18 protein-coding genes, 1 tRNA gene and 2 pseudogenes are annotated in these 19,171 nt (G+C 58.5%); 10 read left to right on the top strand and 11 right to left on the bottom strand.

The features are described 5' to 3' along the window. Positions 1-2: 2 nt before the first annotated feature. The 10 genes and pseudogenes from PSQ19_RS12355 to PSQ19_RS12310 form a co-directional block, all read right to left on the bottom strand. Positions 3-515, bottom strand: coding sequence for a plastocyanin/azurin family copper-binding protein (locus tag PSQ19_RS12355; RefSeq protein ID WP_328517655.1), 513 nt, complete (start codon positions 513-515; stop codon positions 3-5). Beyond that, positions 515-937, bottom strand: a complete 423-nt coding sequence (locus tag PSQ19_RS12350) for a DUF5602 domain-containing protein (RefSeq protein WP_282217978.1) — start codon at positions 935-937, stop codon at positions 515-517. Before PSQ19_RS12350 ends, PSQ19_RS12355 begins: the two co-directional genes overlap by 1 nt. Positions 938-1,035: 98 nt before the next feature. Continuing rightward, positions 1,036-2,307, bottom strand: a complete 1,272-nt coding sequence (locus PSQ19_RS12345) for an O-acetylhomoserine aminocarboxypropyltransferase/cysteine synthase family protein (RefSeq protein WP_282217977.1) — start codon at positions 2,305-2,307, stop codon at positions 1,036-1,038. Positions 2,308-2,481: 174 nt separating this feature from the next. After that, positions 2,482-3,159, bottom strand: a complete 678-nt coding sequence (locus tag PSQ19_RS12340; RefSeq protein WP_282217976.1) for an aminotransferase class V-fold PLP-dependent enzyme — start codon at positions 3,157-3,159, stop codon at positions 2,482-2,484. Further along, on the bottom strand, positions 3,131-4,171 hold the full coding sequence (locus tag PSQ19_RS12335; RefSeq protein WP_282217975.1) for an aminotransferase class V-fold PLP-dependent enzyme: 1,041 nt from the start codon (positions 4,169-4,171) through the stop codon (positions 3,131-3,133). The genes PSQ19_RS12340 and PSQ19_RS12335 overlap by 29 nt, the downstream gene beginning before the upstream one ends. 126 nt (positions 4,172-4,297) lie before the next feature. Beyond that, entirely contained in the window at positions 4,298-4,729 is a 432-nt protein-coding gene (locus PSQ19_RS12330; protein ID WP_328517654.1) for an FAD-dependent oxidoreductase, read from the bottom strand. A 130-nt stretch (positions 4,730-4,859) separates the two neighbouring features. Then, a pseudogene (locus PSQ19_RS12325) lies at positions 4,860-5,441 on the bottom strand (FAD-dependent oxidoreductase); the annotation flags it as partial. Between the two features lie 25 nt (positions 5,442-5,466). Next, positions 5,467-6,075 (bottom strand): type 1 glutamine amidotransferase family protein, encoded by a 609-nt coding sequence (locus PSQ19_RS12320; protein ID WP_282217973.1) that lies wholly within the window; start codon positions 6,073-6,075, stop codon positions 5,467-5,469. 392 nt (positions 6,076-6,467) lie between these two features. Then, positions 6,468-7,871, bottom strand: coding sequence for a PIG-L family deacetylase (locus PSQ19_RS12315; protein ID WP_282217972.1), 1,404 nt, complete (start codon positions 7,869-7,871; stop codon positions 6,468-6,470). 9 nt (positions 7,872-7,880) lie between these two features. Then, positions 7,881-9,107, bottom strand: coding sequence for an ROK family transcriptional regulator (locus tag PSQ19_RS12310; protein ID WP_282217971.1), 1,227 nt, complete (start codon positions 9,105-9,107; stop codon positions 7,881-7,883). 185 nt (positions 9,108-9,292) lie between these two features. Between PSQ19_RS12310 and PSQ19_RS12305 the strand changes: the two are divergent. The 10 genes and pseudogenes from PSQ19_RS12305 (at position 9,293) to PSQ19_RS12260 (ending at position 18,350) form a co-directional block, all read left to right on the top strand. Beyond that, a pseudogene (locus PSQ19_RS12305) lies at positions 9,293-10,544 on the top strand (extracellular solute-binding protein). Positions 10,545-10,550: 6 nt separating this feature from the next. Continuing rightward, positions 10,551-11,489 carry a carbohydrate ABC transporter permease gene (locus PSQ19_RS12300; protein WP_282217970.1) on the top strand — a complete coding sequence of 313 codons (939 nt, stop codon included), beginning with the start codon at positions 10,551-10,553 and terminating at the stop codon, positions 11,487-11,489. 8 nt (positions 11,490-11,497) lie between these two features. Beyond that, on the top strand, positions 11,498-12,340 hold the full coding sequence (locus PSQ19_RS12295; protein WP_282220695.1) for a carbohydrate ABC transporter permease: 843 nt from the start codon (positions 11,498-11,500) through the stop codon (positions 12,338-12,340). Further along, a complete protein-coding gene (gene argH / locus PSQ19_RS12290; protein WP_282217969.1) occupies positions 12,341-13,849 on the top strand; it encodes an argininosuccinate lyase in 1,509 nt (502 codons plus the stop codon). It begins immediately after the preceding gene. Between the two features lie 24 nt (positions 13,850-13,873). Then, entirely contained in the window at positions 13,874-14,920 is a 1,047-nt protein-coding gene (locus PSQ19_RS12285; RefSeq protein WP_282220694.1) for an ABC transporter ATP-binding protein, read from the top strand. Continuing rightward, on the top strand, positions 14,917-15,861 hold the full coding sequence (locus PSQ19_RS12280) for a carbohydrate kinase family protein (RefSeq protein WP_282217968.1): 945 nt from the start codon (positions 14,917-14,919) through the stop codon (positions 15,859-15,861). Before PSQ19_RS12285 ends, PSQ19_RS12280 begins: the two co-directional genes overlap by 4 nt. Before the next feature lie 115 nt (positions 15,862-15,976). Further along, positions 15,977-17,194, top strand: a complete 1,218-nt coding sequence (locus tag PSQ19_RS12275; RefSeq protein ID WP_282217967.1) for a lytic murein transglycosylase — start codon at positions 15,977-15,979, stop codon at positions 17,192-17,194. Positions 17,195-17,314: 120 nt separating this feature from the next. Further along, positions 17,315-17,392 (top strand) — tRNA-Met (locus PSQ19_RS12270). Positions 17,393-17,598: 206 nt separating this feature from the next. Continuing rightward, a complete protein-coding gene (locus tag PSQ19_RS12265; RefSeq protein WP_282217966.1) occupies positions 17,599-18,102 on the top strand; it encodes a GntR family transcriptional regulator in 504 nt (167 codons plus the stop codon). A gap of 32 nt (positions 18,103-18,134) precedes the next feature. Continuing rightward, on the top strand, positions 18,135-18,350 hold the full coding sequence (locus tag PSQ19_RS12260) for an FCD domain-containing protein (protein WP_282217965.1): 216 nt from the start codon (positions 18,135-18,137) through the stop codon (positions 18,348-18,350). A 125-nt stretch (positions 18,351-18,475) separates the two neighbouring features. Here PSQ19_RS12260 and PSQ19_RS12255 read toward each other — a convergent pair whose 3' ends face one another. Then, on the bottom strand, positions 18,476-19,168 hold the full coding sequence (locus PSQ19_RS12255; RefSeq protein WP_282217964.1) for an aspartate/glutamate racemase family protein: 693 nt from the start codon (positions 19,166-19,168) through the stop codon (positions 18,476-18,478). Positions 19,169-19,171 lie beyond the last annotated feature (3 nt).

Genomic DNA, 19,171 nt, shown 5'->3' with positions numbered 1-19,171 from the left:
CCTCACCTTGTTGATGCCAATATATCAGAAATTGTGGGCATGTAAGCCAGCGCGGCCGCCGGCAGGGGTGCCAGCCCCGCCCTTACGGTGGCGGGATAATCGCGATCGGGAGGATGCCCAACGACAATCCTGCCAACCATGCCGGCCTGTTCGTGAGGCTGGCAATAATAGTCATATACCCCGGTAACGGTCAGTTTGACCTCAAAGCTTTCACCGGGCATCAGATAGCCCGAGTCCCATGGTCTGGCGCCGTTGGGAATGCGGCGTGGGCGGTCAAGGATGCTTGGATGATAGGCGGTCGACGTGTGGGCATTCGAGGGGTCATTATTGGTCCAGCGCACGGTCTGGCCCGGCTGGATATGCACGCCAATCGGGTCAAACCAGACATGGGAGCCGTCCGGCCTGCCCGCCATGACAATATCGACGACGTCCGATGCGGCGAACACTCGTGAGTGCAAGGCAAGCAGAGCAATGGATGCCCCGCCGACCTGCAGTGCGTGTCGACGGGTCAACATTATTGAGCCACCCGGCTTTCCTCGGCTACCGGTATATTCCAGAGCACGATATGGATATGAGGTTCGGCAACACCGGGGTGTCCGGCATTGTAGTAGACGTCGACGTGATCAACCTTGCCAGAGGGTGCGGCCAGATTGTCAAAGCTGTTGTCGGGATTCAGGTCCTTGAGCGGCAGCATATATATGGTGCTGACCAGCGCCCCGTCATGGTCATAGGCGAGGAACGGCCCTGCTGGCAGGGTAGCGGGGTCGACAAACAACTGGCCCATGCCGGGCAGGAAATCGGGCAGCGGCACCAGGGTGCTGACGGCCTCAAACGTGTCGGCGGGCGGTGCCTTGGCAATGCTATCAGGAAGTTCGTGAGCCAGTATGGGCAGGGTGCTGGCAAATAGGATCGTGGCGATCAGGGCGGCGGTTCTCATTTGGTGTCTCCAATAAGGTGGTGCGGGCCGTGTGGCGCGCATCTGCCTCATTGGATGGTGTCGGCAACCAAAGGTTCCCGACACCGGATGCAGTTGGGTCAGGCCTTGGTCAGTGCCTGTTCGATATCGGCGATGATATCGTCGATATGTTCAATGCCCACCGAGATGCGTACCAAATCTTCGGAGACGCCGGCGCGGGCCAGTTCCTGCTCGTTAAGCTGGCGATGTGTGGTTGAGGCTGGATGGCAAGCCAGTGATTTGGCGTCCCCGATATTAACCAGTCGCAGGATCATTTCGAGGGCATCGATAAACTTGCCACCCGCGTCCTTGCCCCCCTTGATTCCGAAACTGATGATCCCTGAGGCCTGCCCCTTGGTGAGGCGCTTGGACAGGCCATTGTATTTGCTGTCTGGCAGGGCCGCGTAATTGACCCAGTTGACCTTGGGATGATTTTTCAGGAATTGGGCGACTTTGAGTGCGTTATCGCAATGGCGCTCCATGCGCAGGCCGAGCGTTTCCAGTCCCATCAGAAAGAGGAACGCACTATGAGGCGCCAGCGCCGCACCGGTATTGCGCAGCGGCACGACACGGCAGCGGCCGATATAGGCGGCGGGTCCAAGCGCTTCGGTGTAGACCACATCGTGGTAGGAGGGATCAGGCTCGTTCAGGACCGGGAAGCGTTCCTTGTTGGCGACCCAATCGAATTTGCCGCTGTCGACAATCATGCCGCCAATGGAATTGCCATGCCCACCGATATATTTGGTCAGGGCGTGCACAACGATATCGGCACCGAAATCAAACGGGCGACACAGATAGGGTGTGGCGACGGTGTTGTCGACGATCAGGGGTACGCCATGCTTGTGGGCAATGCTGGCGAGTTTCTCGATATCGACGATATTGCCAGCCGGATTGCCGATGGACTCGCAAAAGACCGCTTTGGTCTTGCTGTCGATCAATCCATCAATGGCATCGAGATCGTCGGCACCAGCCATGCGGACCTCGAGGCCCTGGCGGGGGAAGGTGTGCATGAACAGGTTGTAGGTGCCGCCATAGAGTTGGCTGATCGACACGATATTGTCGCCAGCCCCGGCAATTGCCTGAATGGCGTAGGTGATGGCCGACATGCCCGAGGCAACACCCAGGCCGCCGATGCCGCCTTCCATTTCCGCAACGCGCTGTTCGAGCACGGCGGTGGTGGGGTTCATGATGCGGGTATAGATATTGCCAGGCACCTTCAGATCAAACAGGTCAGCGCCGTGCTGTGTGTCATCAAACGTATATGAGGTCGTTTGGTAAATCGGCACTGCGGCTGATTTGGTGGTCGGATCGGGCGTATAGCCGTGGTGAAGGGCCAGCGTTTCCAGCTTCATGCGATTTCCCCTAAGGTAGTTGGACCGTTCATGGCCCGAAGTGTCGGGGCATACTAAACAATATCGGGGCTACTGGAAGGGGCAAGCGCGCAACCGGTTTCGAATATTGCGATCGAAATCAGTATGCCTTGCTCGAAGGCCCGCGGCGCGGCGCCATATTTTGCGCCAGCTATATCAGAGTTGAAACCAGCGCAATTGATCGGCGTTGTCCGGCAGTTTTGCGCAAGGCTTGTGACGCTTGGTGCGCGCCTTGTCGGCCAGTGTGGCTGCTTCGGCGAAAATTTCGACCGAGGAGGGGGCCTGCAATGGCTGCGGCGAGGGCGCACTCATTGATCGCCACCAGCACAATTGATCCAGTGTCATCGATGGTTCGGGCAGCGCCGTTTTCAGCGTCCAGCAGCCGGACTCGGGGTTTACGTCATAAAGCTCGATCAGATCATGACCGCGATCAGCGATAAACGCCAAGGCGTCAAGCACATAATCGATGCTTGCGTTGTCCATGACCGGGGGGAAGCCAACACGAACCCAACCCGGCTTCATGACTTCAAGACCGTCCATGACCAGCGTGCGATATTGTGCAGAAACATTGGCATCAATACCCAGCAGATCATGGCCATAGGGGCCAGCACATGAGCAGCCGCCACGGGCTTGAATGCCAAAAATATCGTTGAGAAGGGTAACCACCAGGCCGTGATGCAATAGTTGACCGCCGGACGCGATGTTGAAGGAGAAAATCGCCAGTCGGTCGGCACTGGATGAGCCCAACATGTGCAGACCCGGCGTTGCCTTGAAAAACCGCAGGGTCCGAGCCACGGCGTCGGCTTCAGCCGCCTCGATGGCCGCGATACCCATATCGGCCTTGAGCCTGGAGCACCATGCCGGCGCGAATATCGCCAATAATGGCGGGCGTTCCCGCCTCTTCACGCGCTTCTATATTATTGAGGTAGGCATGCTGGTCTGGCGTGACAAAACTGACGGTGCCACCGCCTGGTGCGGACGGTCGTTCGATGCAAAACATGCTTCTGTCAGCCACCAGTAGCCCTGAGGCCCCTGGGCCCCCGACAAATTTGTGCGGGGACAGGACAATTGCGTCGATATGATCGTTGGCGCCGGCATGACTGGGGGCCATGTCGATAGGCATATAGGGGGCGCCCGCGGCGTAGTCTATCACGCATAAGGCGTTGAAACGATGCAGCAATTTGGCCAACACCCGAGCGTCTGTCTTGATGCCGGTGACGTTGGAGGCGGCAGAAAATGCGCCAATCAGCTTCGGTCGGCCCTGATATTTTTCAAGCGCTGTGGCAATGGCGTCATGGCAGGGTTGGCCGTTGGCTGCCAGCGGTATGCGGACGACTTCTGCCAATGATTCGCGCCAGGGCAACTCGTTGGAATGATGTTCATAGGGGCCAACCAGCACCACCGGGCGCTCTGATTGCTTGATCTGTGTCAATAGAATGTCGCGCAATGCGCGATCGCACGGCAGTGAGAGGCCCAGCACCGATACCAGCTTGTTTACGCCCGCAGTTGCCCCCGCACCGGCAAAGATCACGGCATGCGCCGAACTGGCGCCGACACATTGGCGCACGGCCTGTCGGGCGGCCTCGCGCAACGCGCCGGTGCGCCGGCCGCCGTAAGCAGCCTCGGAATGGGTGTTGGCATAGGACGGCGCAACGTGGGTGCGGATCGCATCCTCGATCAGGTCAAGTTGGCGGCCAGACGCGGTATAATCGGCATAGATCAGCGGGCGTGGTCCAAAGGGCGTGGCAAAGGTCGGACACGGCGCCAAGGCCGGATCACGCCGCACGCGCTCCAGCACGGTCTCGGCGGGACTATTGTCAATGATGACGCTCTGTACGGCTGGCATGGCTTATTGGCGCTTGTACTGCATAATTGCTGAATTTGAGTACAATATACTAATATTGGACCAAATGCTAGTTATTTCTACCATTTATCCGCGTTTACAAGCAATCTCAAGGACTTGCGCTGCCAACTAATATTTACCCGTGCTGGCCGCGAACCGCGCGAGCGAAAATGCACTCAAATCAACTGTTTGGGCCTGGTTCAACAGCCGGGCGGCGACAGCCTCGCCGATGGCGGCTGAATGTTTGAATCCGTGCCCCGAGCAGGGTGAAACCACCAGCACGCCGGGGCATGCTGGATGCTGGTCGATGATAAAGCCACTGTCGGGGGATGCGGTATAGATGCAGGTCTGGGTTCGGGCCACCTGTGGCGTCAATCCCGCAAACCGCCCTTCCAGATGAGTTTGATACATTGTGCGGGATTGATCAGCGGTTACGGCGCGTTCGATGGCGTCCGGGTCGGATGGGGGGCCATAATATTCGTCGGCGGTTTTCATCGACACCCCGTTGATGCTGGGAAAGCCATAGAAAAAGCCGGTTTCGGCCTCGCCGTGAGGCCACATGAACACCGGGGACCGCGACCATATCGGGCGGGCTTCCGGCGCGATTGCGAACCAATGCATCACCTGCCGGGTGGGCTTGAGCAGGCTCGTCAAAGGGTGCTCCCAACAGTCCCGGTGCCCATGGTCCGGCGGACACCACGACCTGCCCGGCATGAATTGTCTCGTTGCCTGTCATGATTTTGACGCCGCCACCGTCGTCGCCGAGTTCCAAAACTTTGGTGCCCAGTTCGATGGTTGCACCGTGGCGGCGCGCCAGTTTGAGATTGGCTTCAACACAGGCTTCGACGTGTAAATAGCCGCCGCCCGGTTCGAAATAACCGATTTCCTCGTCCTGCGGGGTGAAATTGGGAAAGCGGGCAATAATTTCGGCTGCCGACAGGACTTGGTGTTCGATGTTAAAATGTCGGGCGGCGGCAATCGAGCGGTCAACGAACCCGGTGCGCCCGGGCCGCGCCACATTGTCGCCGGGTCGACCAATGATCAGGCTGCCGGTTTCGTGCAGCAGGTCGGCACCGGTTTCAGTTTCGATCTGGCGCCAGAGTTGGTGGGAGCGTAACGCCAGCGGGACCAGCGCTTCGCCTTCGCCAATGGCGCGGCGGGTGATGCGCGTTTCGCCATGGGTCGATCCCTGGTTGTGAGGCGGCGAGAACCGGTCAATACCGAGTACACTGACGCCCGATCTGGCCAGGTGCCAAAGGCTGGCGCTGCCCATTGCGCCCAGCCCGATGACGACGACGTCATAGTGGCGCTTTGTCATGCTGGCTGCACGAGATTGGCAAGAAGCCGAAAGGCTCCGGGAACGAGCCTTGTCGAGCCTGGTGATGCAATACCAGCGCCGTGTGGGTATGGCGGCCTTTGCCGACACGGGCGGAAAGCAGTGCCCCCTTTAATGGTGCCTCGCCGCTGTCATGCATCGACAGTAGCGGGACGTAGGCCGGATCCCATTCGGCAGCAAAATAGAGGCCGCGTTCCTTGTCCCAGCCGGACCAATCGGCAGTGTTGATGCGGTTCGGACCGGTTAGCAGGGGGTGGTCGGGCTGCAATATTTTCACCTCGGCATCAGGGTTGGTGACGCGCCAGCGCAGTGATGGCGCGCCAATAACCAGACGCTTGGGTGGGGTGCTGTCGGGGTTCCAGCCGTCACTGGGGCGGTGGTAGAGGGTCAGCAAATGACCACCATTGGCCACCCAGTCGTGCAGTCTATCGCTATTGGCACTCAACGCCGCACGCGCACCAAAGCCGAAGGTGCCAATGATTATGGTGGTATAGGCGGACAGATCGGCGGAAAGGGCGTCATCGTCCAATTCGTTGACGTTGAGCCCCATGGCGCGCAGCCAATGGGGCACGCGATCACTGCCGCCGCCAACATAGGCGATCGAGCATTCCGGTAGTACCAGGTCCAGGGCCAGGACGTCGACGGCCTGAGGCTGGCGAAAGTGTGTACGTCCAATGTGGGGATAGGCAATTTCCTGGCTGCGGTAAGCCGGGGCAAGATCGAGCCTGCAGCGGTAAATGATAATGTCCCGGTACGGGCGACGGTGGCGGGGTCACCGAAAATCCGGATGCATTTGGCGTTGCCTGCCAGCCCTCTGGTGCCGCAAGAACCAGCTCGTGATCGGGAAGCGCGGGGCGCAAATTTATGTGGATGGCTTCGGCGGGATCAAACTGGCCGATCCTTAAAATGACAGCATTTGGGGCGAGATCAACCGACTGGGTCGGTCCGATGCTCAATCCATCTTCAAGATCGAAATGGGCGCGAACGCGGCGCCCTTTTATGTCGGCCTCGATCTCGACGCTCAGGCTCGCCATTGCCACCAAGACTGTTAAAATGCGGCCGGAACGGCTCGGATAATGGCGCGTCTGCGCGAACATCAAGCGCGAATTTCAACCCGTCCCGGTCTGCTTGCGACGCGCCAATGCGAATGTCGGTACGGCCTTGCGGCGTCGCCACGATCGGTGTGGCGTTGGGATCGGTATGGACAAATAATGTGCCATGACCACCGGGTGATAGCTGGTTGGTGTCGACCCAGATGGTGGGCTCGATCCCCTCGGCGAGTAGCAGGGCTGTGTCGATTTCAAGGCGCTTGCGCTCGAGACGATGGCGATGGCGATGGGCGGCAAGATTGGTGCTATCGCTGTGGGCAAGCGCCAACTCGATGGCTTCAGCGGCAGCAATCAGGGCACCAATGATGCCATCGCGCTGGGGATAAGCCTGCAACGCCTGATTGATGTGGTCCTGGGCAACCCGGAGTGCTGCACCGCCTTTTTGTGGTAGCTGGTCCGCCAACTCGGCTAATGTGGCCGATAGATTGGCCCGGATGTCGGTTTCCGGCTCATTCGGACCGTGCTTGAGATGGAGCGGCCATCGCGTATTGGGCTGGGATTTCCAGCGCCCCATGCCTTGGGTCGCGTGAAAAGCGCGTGACCACTCGCCGATCTGGTCGAACGCGGCGCCGGTAGGCAGATCATTGCCGGGCGTAACAAGTTCAACCGTTGTTGGCGGCGGCGGGACTTCGTCGTCATAGGTGGCGCCACCGCCCGACCAGGCCGGCAGATAATATTTGGCAACCGTCCAGGGTGCGAGGCCCGGTGTGACGAACTCGGGTGAAGCCGCCAGATTGAGGGCGACTTCGGCGGCCTCGGTCATGGCGCGATGGTGTCCGTGCTGTCCGGGTACGTCGAGAAATGTGGGGAGTACAATGTCGGGGCGATAATATCGGTACGCGGCGACCATGCGTTCGATAATCTTGTCGCGACCCCAACGCGCCAGAGTGTCAGTGCCGTTCTTGGAGAAGCCGAAATCATGGACGCTGTCATCGGGGCCATGGCCGAGCCAGGCGACGTCGGCGTCGAGAATCCGGGCCGCTTCTTCCATTTCGCGTGTGCGCAACAAGCCCAGCGCGCCCCCGCGTTCGGTGCCAATACTGTTCTGGCCACCCTCGCCGCGGGTCGAACAGGCAATGACCACGCGCATGCCAAAACCATAGCGCAACGTGGCCAGCATGCCCGAGTGCTCATCATCAGGGTGCGCGCCGGTATTCATGAAGGTCAATGTCGAGGTCAAACGCGACAACGCCCGGTGCAATTGGACCAGGGCTGGGCGTGATTGTTGCTTGGCCAGACGCTCGCGGGCAGTCAGCATGGCAGGCTCCTATTGTACGGCAATATTTGGTGCGAGGTTCAGGCGCGGGGTGATGGTTTCTAGCATCGGCAGCGCAGCAGCGCCGAGGGCGGCGGTAAGTTGACCGGTCTGACCCCGCATGATGCGCGGGGTGTGGCGGCCGTGCGCGGCAACTGATACCGGCAACGGCTCAAGCGCTGCAATGAGTGCGTCGATAATGGAATTGGGCAGGGCGCCACCCAGGATGATGGTTTCCGGATCAAGCAGGTTTTCGATGGTGGTGATCGTGGGCGCCAGATAGTCCGAGGCTTCGGCTATCCAGTCGATCAGCACCGAATTGCCCGCATCGTGCAGCGCCTGAAGCTGCTCGGTTGTGTTGCCGTCCAGTCCAGCGGCTGCCAGCTTTTCGCGCAGGGCGTAAAGCGAAGCAAATCGCTCCAGGCTTGCCTCGGGGCCAAAGGTTGCCGTGCGATTGCGGGGCGCCACGCAGATATGACCAATCTCACCGGCATTGCCGAAGGCGCCGCGCAATGGGCGCCCTTCATGGATGACGCCCAAGCCAAGGCCGACACCAAAATAGAGGAAGCAGAAACTGGCGTGGGCCCGTCCGGCGCCATAAAGTCGCTCGCCAACGGCGGCTGCGGTGGCGTCATTTTCAATCTCGACCGGCTCGCCGATTGCCTCGGAGACGATGGTTTTGGCGCTTTGCCCGGTCCAGCCCGGCAAGGTGGCCGGGCCAACCGAGCTCATCCCGTCGATCTCGAAGGGGCCGGGCATGACCACGCCAACGCCGAGCAGTTTTCCCGGTTGATGGGGCAGGTTGGTTCGGATGCTGGTGACCGCTGCGCTCAGTTCGGGCAAAATATGTGCCGGATCGGTGTTTTTGACCGGTCGAATGGCTCGAGCGCGGATTTGACCCGACAGGTCGATCAGCACCGTGACCATGTGGTCGGCGGCGATTTCGATGCCAACCGTCATCGGACCATCGGGATTAACGGCAAACTGTATCGGGGGCTGGCCGCGTCCGCTACGCCGCCGTCCCAGTTCGACCAGCATGGCTTCGCCGACCAGTTCCTCTACGATATTGGTGACCGCTTGCGGGGTCAGATGTGCGCGGCGGGCGATCTCGGTTCGTCCCAACGGTCCGTGGGCGCGCACCATATCGAGCACGACGCGTCGATTGTGCGAGCGATTGCGACCCGGATTGCTGCCGATCGCCAGTTTGGCCTCTGCGCCCTGGTGTTGGTATTTGCTCATCTGGCACTCCTGATCCAAGGCTATTTTGGCGATCAGAATAACTCAAGTAAATTATTGTATTGACAATTGGGGTAAGGTCGGCTGACTTTCGAGGCCCGAGATGGTCGCGACCAATCTCGAAATGAGGGAGATTTGTCCGCATGGCCAGGCGCCGAGCGCCGGTGGCGGATCACAAGGAGGTATCAATGCGCAAACGCTTTACTATTGCTGGCCTGGTCGCCGGTATCAGCCTGATGGCCATGAGCGCCGCTCAGGCGGTAGAGATCGAATATTGGCAGTATATTTTTGAAACCCGCGTCCAGGCCATGGATCAGCTTATTGCCAATTTCGAGAAGGAAAATCCCGACATTACCGTCAAGCAGGTGACGTTCCCCTATGCGGATTATCAGACCCGCATCGTGGCGGCCAAGCTGGCCGGACAAGGACCGGACGTCATGCAGTTGTTCTATGGCTGGCTCGACAAGTTCCAGTCAGGTGGGTTGCTGCAGCCGCTGGATCCGGCGGTCTTCCCGCATGATGAGATCGAGAATGACTTTTTCCCCATCGTTTCGGCGATGAAACGGGGCGACGACTATTACGGTCTGCCAACCGCGGTTCGCTCGCTGGCGCTGTTCTACAACAAGGACATGTTCAAGGCTGCCGGACTTGATCCGAACAAGCCACCCCAGACGCTGGACGAATTGGTTACCGACGCCAAGGCGCTGACCAAAATAGATGGCGGCGGCAATATCACCACCGAGGGCATCACGCTCGATTTCGCCGGGCAGGATCACCATTGGTGGCGTGAAGCGCTGGTGCGCCAGTTTGGCGGGGCGCCTTACACTGACGACTACAAGACCGTCACCTATGACGATCAGGCCGGGGTCGACGCCCTCACATTCTATACGGACCTGCAAACCAAAGAGAAGGTTGGCATGGCCGGGTTCATGGACGAAGGACAGGCCGCTTTCCGCGCCGGTCTTGCCGGCATGACCATTGACGGCACCTTCCGTCTTGGGTCATTTGCGTCCAACCCGTTTGAATGGGGCGTTACCGAGCCTGCCGGCCAATGCCGACGGCATGCGGTCGAACTATGCCAGCTATTTTGCCAATGGCATCGGTGCGTCGGCGACGGGTGAAAAACTTGAGGCGGCCGAAAAGTTCCTCAAATATGTTTCCTCACCCGAGGCGATGCAGATCTGGCTCAAGGTCGTGGGCGAATTGCCGGCCCGCAAGGCTGTGGCGCTGACCGATGACAATGTGGCCGACCCGATTTACGGGCCGTTCCTCAAGGGCCTGGCCTACGCCCATACCACCCAGTTCGTCGATGAAGCCGGACAGCGTCAGACCGCTGTTGACATGGTCAATCGCGTGCTGATCAATGGCGATGATCCCAAGGCGTCGCTGGACGAGGCGGCCAAGCAGGAACAGGCCATAATCGATGCGGCGGCACAGTAAACTGCCATGAGCATTGCGTCGGATAGTATCAAGCGAGCCGGCCCGGAACGGACGACGGTCTGGGACAGGTTTTCCATTCGCACCAAGCGGGTGATATGGGCCTGGACATTCCTGGCCCTGCCGATCCTGTTTTATGGCGGCATTCGTTTCTATCCGACGTTCCAGGCTTTCTGGCTGTCACTGACCGATTGGGACCTGATGCGTCCCGCAAAATTCGTTGGCCTTGCAAATTATCAGGCGATGCTGGCCGACCCGGTGTTCTGGAAAGTCTTTCAGAACACCTTTGCCTATCTGATCATCGGTACCCCGCTTAGTCTGGTGATCTCATTTGCCATTGCCTATTACCTTGATCGCGTGCGCTTCATGCACGGGTTCATCCGGGCACTCTACTTTTTGCCATTCCTGACCACGGCGGCGGCGATGGGCTGGGTCTGGCGCTGGTTCTACCAGCCGGTGCCGATTGGGGTGCTCAACGGGTTCCTGAGCGTATTCGGGCTGCCGCAACAAACCTTCCTGCGTTCGCCCGACACGGCGCTGACCTCCATTCTGATGCCGGCGATATGGGCGGGTCTGGGCTTTCAGGTGATCATTTTCATTGCCGGGCTACGCGCCATTCCATCGACATTTTACGAGGCGGCGCGGATTGACGGGCTGGGCGAATGGGCGATCTTCCGCAAGATCACGCTGCCGCTGCTCAAGCCGACAACGATATTTCTGGTGGTATTTTCCTCGATCGGTTTCCTGCGCATTTTCGATCAGGTCTACAACATGACAACCAATGATCCGGGTGGGCCGCTCAACTCGACCAAGCCGCTGGTGCTGATGATCTATCAGACAGCGTTCTCGTCGTACAAAATGGGCTATGCGGCGGCTCAGACCGTCGTGTTGTTCACGATATTGCTGGTGGTATCGCTGATGCAACTTTGGGTTTTGAGGAAGCGCTGATGAGTACCATGGACGTTGAATTGCCGGCCAACCGCATGCGCATTCGGCCCGGACAGATCATCACCTGGACCCTGTTGCTGCTGGGTGGGCTGATCATGGTCACGCCGCTGCTCTACATGTTTGCGACCTCGCTCAAAACGTCAGGCCAGATCTATGATCTCAAGCTCATTCCTGCGGCGCCGACATTGGACAATTATATTTCGGTGCTGTCGGACGGGCGGTTTTTACGCTGGTTTGTCAATTCGACGCTGATTGCCTCGATCGTTACCGTTTCAAATGTATTTTTTGATTCAATGGTCGGGTACACGCTGGCTAAATTCGAATTTCGCGGGCGCTATTTCATCTTTCTGGCGATCCTGTCGACATTGATGATTCCTACGGAAATGCTGGTTATTCCCTGGTATCTGATGTCCTCCCAGTTGCATTGGCTCGATACATATTGGGGCATCATGTTTCCGGGCATGATGACGGCCTTCGGCACCTTCCTGATGAAGCAGTTTTTTGAAACCGTGCCCGACGATTTTCTCGAGGCCGCGCGGGTCGATGGGATGAACGAGTTCACCATCTGGTGGAAAATCGCCATGCCGCTGGTGACCCCGGCGATATCCGCCTTGGCGATTTTTACTTTCCTGGGCAATTGGACGGCATTTTTCTGGCCGCTGATCGTCACCACCAGCCGCGAACTTTATACCCTACCGGTGGGGCTTTCGGGCTTTTCGGTCGAGCAGTCGATCCAGTGGGAAAAAATCATGACTGGGGCGGCGTTGGCGACTATTCCGACGCTGATTGTGTTCCTGGTACTGCAGCGCTTTATCGTTCGCGGGGTGATGCTGGCAGGGCTCAAAGGCTAAATGACTGACCCCGGCGAAAAAGACAAAAGCATCTTTCCCGATCCTGTCTATAAGGACAAGGTTCTGGGACCGCTGTTCGAGAGTGCGCGCGACCATCATGCGAGCGGTTTTCGCGCCATTGACCGGGCGCATCTGGTGATGCTGGCGGAAACCGGGATATTGAGCCACGACCACGCCGCGCAGATCGGGCAGGCGCTCATTGCCATTGACGCAAAAACCGATCCATCCAGCCTTGTCTATACCGGCGAGGTTGAAGACTATTTCTTCCTGATCGAAAAGGAACTCAAGGCGCGGTTGGGGCCTGATCTGGCGGGGCGTCTGCATACGGCGCGATCGCGCAACGACATTGATCATACCCTGTTCAAACTGGCGCTGAAGAGACGCATTGATCTGCTATTGGATAAGGCGACGGCGCTGCTCAAGGTCTTGATCTCGGCAGCAACCCGGCAAAAAAATACACTCATCGTTGCTTATACTCATGGCCAACCAGCCCAGCCAACGACGTTTGGCCACTATCTCGGGGCGATTATCGAAGTACTGAGCCGCGACATCGAACGGGTGTTTGAGGCGCGTGAAATCGTTGATCGCTGTCCCATGGGCGCCGCGGCAATCACAACGACGGGCTTTCCCATCTATCGCGCGCGCGTGGCTCACTTGCTCGGCTTCGCGGTCCCGCTGCAAAATTCCTATGGCTGCATTGCGGCGGTCGATTATATTACCGCGACCTACAGCGCGATTGAATTGATGTTCTTGCATCTGGGCCGTCCGATTCAGGACTTCCAGTTCTGGAGCAGCTTTGAGGTGGGCCAGCTATACGTGCCCAACTCGCTGGTGCAGATTTCCTCGATCATGCCGCAAAAGCGCAATCCGGTGCCGATTGAGCATTTGCGGCATTTGTCGAGCCAGACCTTCGGGCGCGCCCGTGCCATGCTCGATATCATGCACAACACACCCTTCACCGACATGAATGACAGTGAGGGCGAAAGTCAGGCCATGGGCTATCAGGCCTTTGATAGTGCCTATCGGGTTCTGGACCTGCTGTCGGCGCTGGTCGAGCAGGTGCGCATCCATCCTGATCGCGTTGCCAACAATATCAGGCGTTCATGCATCACCATCACAGAGTTGGCAGACAGTTTGGTGCGCGAGGAAGAATTGTCGTTCCGCCAGAGCCACGAGATCGCGGCAAGCGTTGCGCGAGCCGTTCTGGCGGTGGATGGCGACTTGTCCATTGATGGCTACTCGCCATTTTCGAAGGCATTTGAAAAAGCCACTGGTCGAACGAGCACCATTGATGCGACCCAATTCGCCGAAGTGGTTTCGCCCGCCCACTTTGTTGCTGTCAGAACCCGTTTTGGCGGCCCAGCGCCGCATTCGCTGGGTCTGGCACTCAAGGGCTATCAGGCCAAGGCAAAAGATTTTTCAGAGCGCTCACAGCGTCATGCCGATGTTGAAGCGGCGGCGGCGGCGGAGCTGGATACCAGATTTACACTTCTTTCGGGAGCGGCGTGATGGCACAGATAGAGCCTTGGCAATCTGGTCAAGAAATATGGCAAGGTTACTGCGGTCCACGGCATCGACCTGACGATAGCAGACGGCGAGTTTGTGGTGTTTGTTGGTCCTTCGGGATGCGGGAAGTCCACAACATTGCGGATGATAGCGGGGCTTGAAGATATCACAGCGGGCGAACTGCGTATTGGCGACGAGGTGGTCAATGAACGCGAACCCAAGCAGCGCAATATCGCCATGGTGTTTCAGAATTACGCCATTTATCCGCATATGACGGTGGGCCAGAATATCGGTATTGGCCTCTATACCTCCAAGCTTGATGCTGACGAGAAACGCGCTCGCATCGCGGCAACTGCAGCTACTCTGGGCCTTGAAGATTTGCTGGATCGGCGTCCTGCGGCGCTCTCGGGTGGCCAACGCCAGCGCGTTGCCATTGGCCGCGCCATGGTGCGCGACCCGGTGGCGTTCCTGTTTGACGAACCGCTGTCCAATCTTGATGCACAATTGCGCGCCCAGATGCGCATTGAGATCAAGCGGCTGCATCAGCGCCTTGGTACCACCATTGTCTATGTCACCCATGATCAGGTCGAGGCGATGACCATGGCCGACCGGATCGTTGTGATGCGCGACGGGCGGATATTGCAGGTGGGAACGCCTACTGAAATGTACGAACAACCGGTTGATATTTTTACGGCCCGGTTTATCGGCAGCCCCTCGATGAATTTGGTCACGGGCACGATCAAGGATGGGGTGCTCAGCGTTGCTGACGCGACATTGGCTGACGCCAAAGTTGCCGGTCTGCCCAATGGCGCTGTTCAGGTCGGGGTGCGGCCACACGATCTGCTGGTCGGAACAGAAGTAAGCGAGGGGTTGACCATGAAGGGACAGGTAACGGCGGTTGAACCGCTGGGTTCGGAAACGCTGGTACATCTCGACGTTGCTGGCGCCGAAGTCATCGGCACCGCGCCGGGCAAGCTGTTGCCCAAGGTCAATAGTGAAGTGACCGTTTCGGCCGCCCCCGGCGCGCTTTATCTGTTTGATGCCAAGACCGAGCAGGCGCTGGGTCGGTTATGAGAAGCTGTCCGGACCGGCCCGCGGTTATTTGCGCGGGTCGAATCTATTGTGACCTGGTGTTTTCGGGCCTGCCCGCGATGCCCTGCCTGGGGCAGGAAGTCTATGCATCGGGGATGAATAGCGTGCTGGGTGGCGGCGCCTTTATCGCTGCTGCGCATTTGCAGGCGCTTGGCCGCCGGGCCATTCTGCTGAGTCGGTTTGGTATGGACCCGGTGTCGATGGCGCTTGAAAGCCAGTTCGCCGTGGCCGGACTTGATATGGCGCTAGTCGAACGGCATGCTGATGCAGGGCCGCAGATTACCGTGGTTATGGCGCATGGCGACGATCGCGCGTTTCTGTCGCGTCGTGCCGGGTCGGCGCTTCCCATGGCGCTCAATGCGGCCCTATCAGGAGTTGAGGCGGCCCATTTGCACATCGCCGAATTTGCCACGCTGGCCGATCATCCGGATCTGGTGAGACTGGCCAAGCGGCACGGCATGAGCGTGTCGTTGGATCCGAGTTGGGATTCCGCGCTTATTCACAGTTCGGGTCTGCTATCGATCTGCGCAGGTGTCGACCTGTTTCTACCCAATCTGGAAGAGGCCCGCGCCATTACCGGGCACACCGATGCGGCGTCGGCCTTAAATATCCTGGCGCAGCATTTTCCCGTTGTTGCGCTGAAGCTGGGTGCCGAAGGGGCGATTTATGCCAAAGGGACGATCCGGCAAAAAATCGGGGCGCCCAAGGTTGCGGTGGTTGATACAACGGGTGCTGGCGACGCGTTCAACGCCGGATTTATTCATGCCTGGCTTGATGGCGAACCTGCGCAACAATGTCTGTCGGCAGCAGTCGCGCTGGGCAGTCGGTCGGTGCAGGGGCCGGGCGGTACTGCCGCGCTATCCTTGACCGACCCTGCTCAAATGGCTGGCGAAGATGTGATCGCACGCGATATGCATCCTTAGCGCCATCTTAACGTCATAGGTTAATCGTGTGATAGCGCGTCGTTGTGGGAAAGGGCGCGTCCGGCGGCGCGCGTTTTGGCGCCCGCGCGCATCACACGAGACTATGAGGCCTGTCATGCTGGTTGGAACCGAAAAATATCACGCCCTTGTGGCGACCATTCGCAACTTGGCGCTCGTGGCGGTTCTGGGGATGAGCGGTACGGGCGCCGCGATGGCCAATAGCACCAGTTTTGTGCGCTCGCTATGGCCCGAGGCTGCGGCTCGTGGCGTCAGCCGTTCGGCCTTTGATGCAGCGTTTGCCAATTACCGGTTTCTGCCCAAGGTCATGGAATTGACCCGCAAACAGCCTGAATTCACCAGCACGGTTGCCGACTATCTCAACAAGCGCGTGACCGACTCCCAGGCGCGCAAGGGGCGTGCGATGCGCAGCGAGTGGTCTCAGACGCTGGCGGGGGCGGCCCAGCGTTATGGGGTGCAGCCCGAAATTGTGTTGGCCATTTGGGGCATGGAAACCAATTATGGGGGGTTCATGGGGGGCAATAACACCATTCACGCACTGGCGTCTCTGACCGAAGGTGGCTATCGCGCCAGTTATTTCAAGGGTGAGTTGCTGACTGCTCTGCGCATCATTTCGGACGGCAACATTACGCCCAACAACATGGTTGGCTCGTGGGCTGGTGCCATGGGGCATACCCAGTTCATGCCATCAAGCTATATGCGCTACGCGGTCGATTATAATGGCGACGGGCGCAAGGATATCTGGAAATCGGTGCCCGACGCCTTGGGCTCCACCGCCAATTATCTAAAGTCGTTTGGCTGGCAATACGGTGAAACCTGGGGCTATGAGGTCAGGTTGCCAAGCGGTTTTGATTTCGACCGGGCGCGCGGTATGGGCAAGGTCAGCATCGCGACGTGGGAAAATATGGGCATCCAGCGCGTGTCGGGCCGCCCGTTTCCGCGTCCAAGCGATATCACCCGGCTTTATATGCCTGCCGGGGCAACTGGGCCGGTGTTTTTGCTGACGCCGAATTTTGACGTGATCAAACGATATAATAATTCGGACAGCTATGCGCTGGCCGTCGGGCATCTGGCCGACCGGATCATTGGTGGCGGTGATTTTGCCACGCCATGGCCTGCTGGCAATTACGGCCTAGGGGCCAGCCAAAGGGTGGAATTGCAGCAGCGCCTGAATAAGGCAGGCTATTCAGTGGGGGCTGCCGATGGCGTTATCGGCCCCAAAACCCGCGCCGCTGTCATTGCCTACCAAAAGCGCCACGGCTTGCCCGCCGATGGCTACGTTTCGGGCTTGTTGCTCAATGCCCTCAAGCGCTAGACTGTATTTGACCGGACACGCTCCGCTTTGAAGCCTTGACAGGGCTTGAGCGCAAATCTAATAAGTCGACGCACCGCACAAGAGCTTGCCGATCAGCTCTTGTTCATCGCGGCCCCTTGGGGCGGAGTAGGCTCAGTTGGTTAGAGCAGCGGAATCATAATCCGTGTGTCCCCAGTTCAAATCTGGGCTTCGCTACCACACACTTCGTGTGTTTTTGTTTTCTCTTCACCAGCCTTGGCATTCGTCGGGCGTTCCTCGATTGAGCCGCGTCCGATTCGACATGTTTAGCGGTAGCACGAGATAGTGTCATCATACCAGTTGGAATTTTATTCAGGTGGCGCTATTATGCATCTGGTTGTCAGGTGCTAGGTCGTTACACTGCAGAACTGGAAAGGTGCCATGAATTGACAATCACCCATAGTCGGCTTGGCGTTGAGCCGCTCAAGAAGAAAAAACTCTATCAGGAAATCCTTGATCGGCTGATCGCGGCGATTTCTTCGCAGGAATATCCGGCCGGAGCGCAACTGCCGTCGGAGCGGGAGCTCATGGAGCGGTTCGGGGTCGGTCGTCCGGCAATCCGGGAAGCCATGCTGACATTGCAGCAGATGGGCCTGGTGATTATTTCGCATGGTGAGCGGGCGCGCGTCGTTGAGCCAACCGCCGATCAGATTATCGATCAGGTCTCAAATGCGATGGTCATGATGCTGGCAACAAACCAGCGTGGCATGGAGGATTTGAAGGAGGCCAGAATTTTCATGGAAACTGGCCTTGTTGCGCTCGCGGCCAAGCGTGCAACTGCCAGCGACATTGAAGAGCCTTGGCGCAATATTGAAGACCTTTCAGGGGATGACCAGGCAGTCTCCGAAATTTGTTGCTACCGACATCGCCTTCCACGTGAAGATCGCTGAAATGAGCGGCAACCAGGCTCATTGTCGCGACGTTGCGCGGCATTCTGGAGTGGCTGTCGCGCTTCAAGCACGACCTGGTTGCCGTACGCGGGGCGGAGCGCGTGACCATTGAAGAGCACGAACGCATATTCCAGGCGATCTCATCGGGCGATGCAGATGGGGCTGCGACCGCGATGACCGGCCATCTTCGCCGGGCCAATAGCTTTTTCCAATCGGAAGCGGGCGTGGATTTATCACCTGAATCCTGAACCGGCGCACTAGTGCGACCATTTTTCCAGTACCTCAGCAGAAGGGCGAGTCGCAAGACATGTTGGCGCCGATTTTGTTCTCGATTGTTCGAACTGGCAGAGCCTGAGGTGGTCTGATGGTGGGACTATGCCTGGGTCAAGGCGGCATCAATCAGCGCCTTGGCGTGTAGCGCGGTGGTATCGTAGGTAGGTAGGGGGCTCACTTCATCGTCGATTAACATGTCGATCTCGGTGCAGCCCAATATGACCGCCTGGGCACCAAAACGCTGCAACCGCTCGATTGCCTCGACATAGGTCTGACGCGAGCGCGGTGTTACGATGCCGAGGCACAATTCCTCGTAGATGATGGCATTGAGATTGGTGCGATCAACGTCAGGGATCAGCACCTTCAGCCCCGCTGCCGTCAGCCGGTCGCGGTAAAAATCCATCTCCATGGTGAAACGCGTGCCAAGCAGACCAACCGTGTCAAAGCCATCGGCAAGTAGCGCATCGGCGGTGGGATCAGCAATGTGGACAAACGGCACATTCAGATCAGCGCGGATGGCATCAGCGACAATATGCATGGTGTTGGTGGCAAGGCCCAGCACTTGGGCACCGGCATCGACAAGGTTATGGGCGACGCGATGCAGGATTTTTCCCGCTGCGGCCCAGTCGCCGCTGCGCTGCAGGGCTTCAATCTCGGCAAAATCAACCGAATGAATAATCAGCGGCGCCGAATGCAGACCGCCTCGTCGTCGGGCGGTTTCCTGATTGAGAACGCGATAATAATAAGCGGTGGATTCCCAACTCATGCCCCCGAGAAGACCAATAGTTTTCATCGC

This window comes from Devosia algicola (genome assembly GCF_028816455.1).
GTDB lineage: Bacteria > Pseudomonadota > Alphaproteobacteria > Rhizobiales > Devosiaceae > Devosia > Devosia algicola.
The sequence above is the reverse complement of the archived record's forward strand: the minus strand, read 5'-3'. Positions and strand labels throughout refer to the sequence as shown.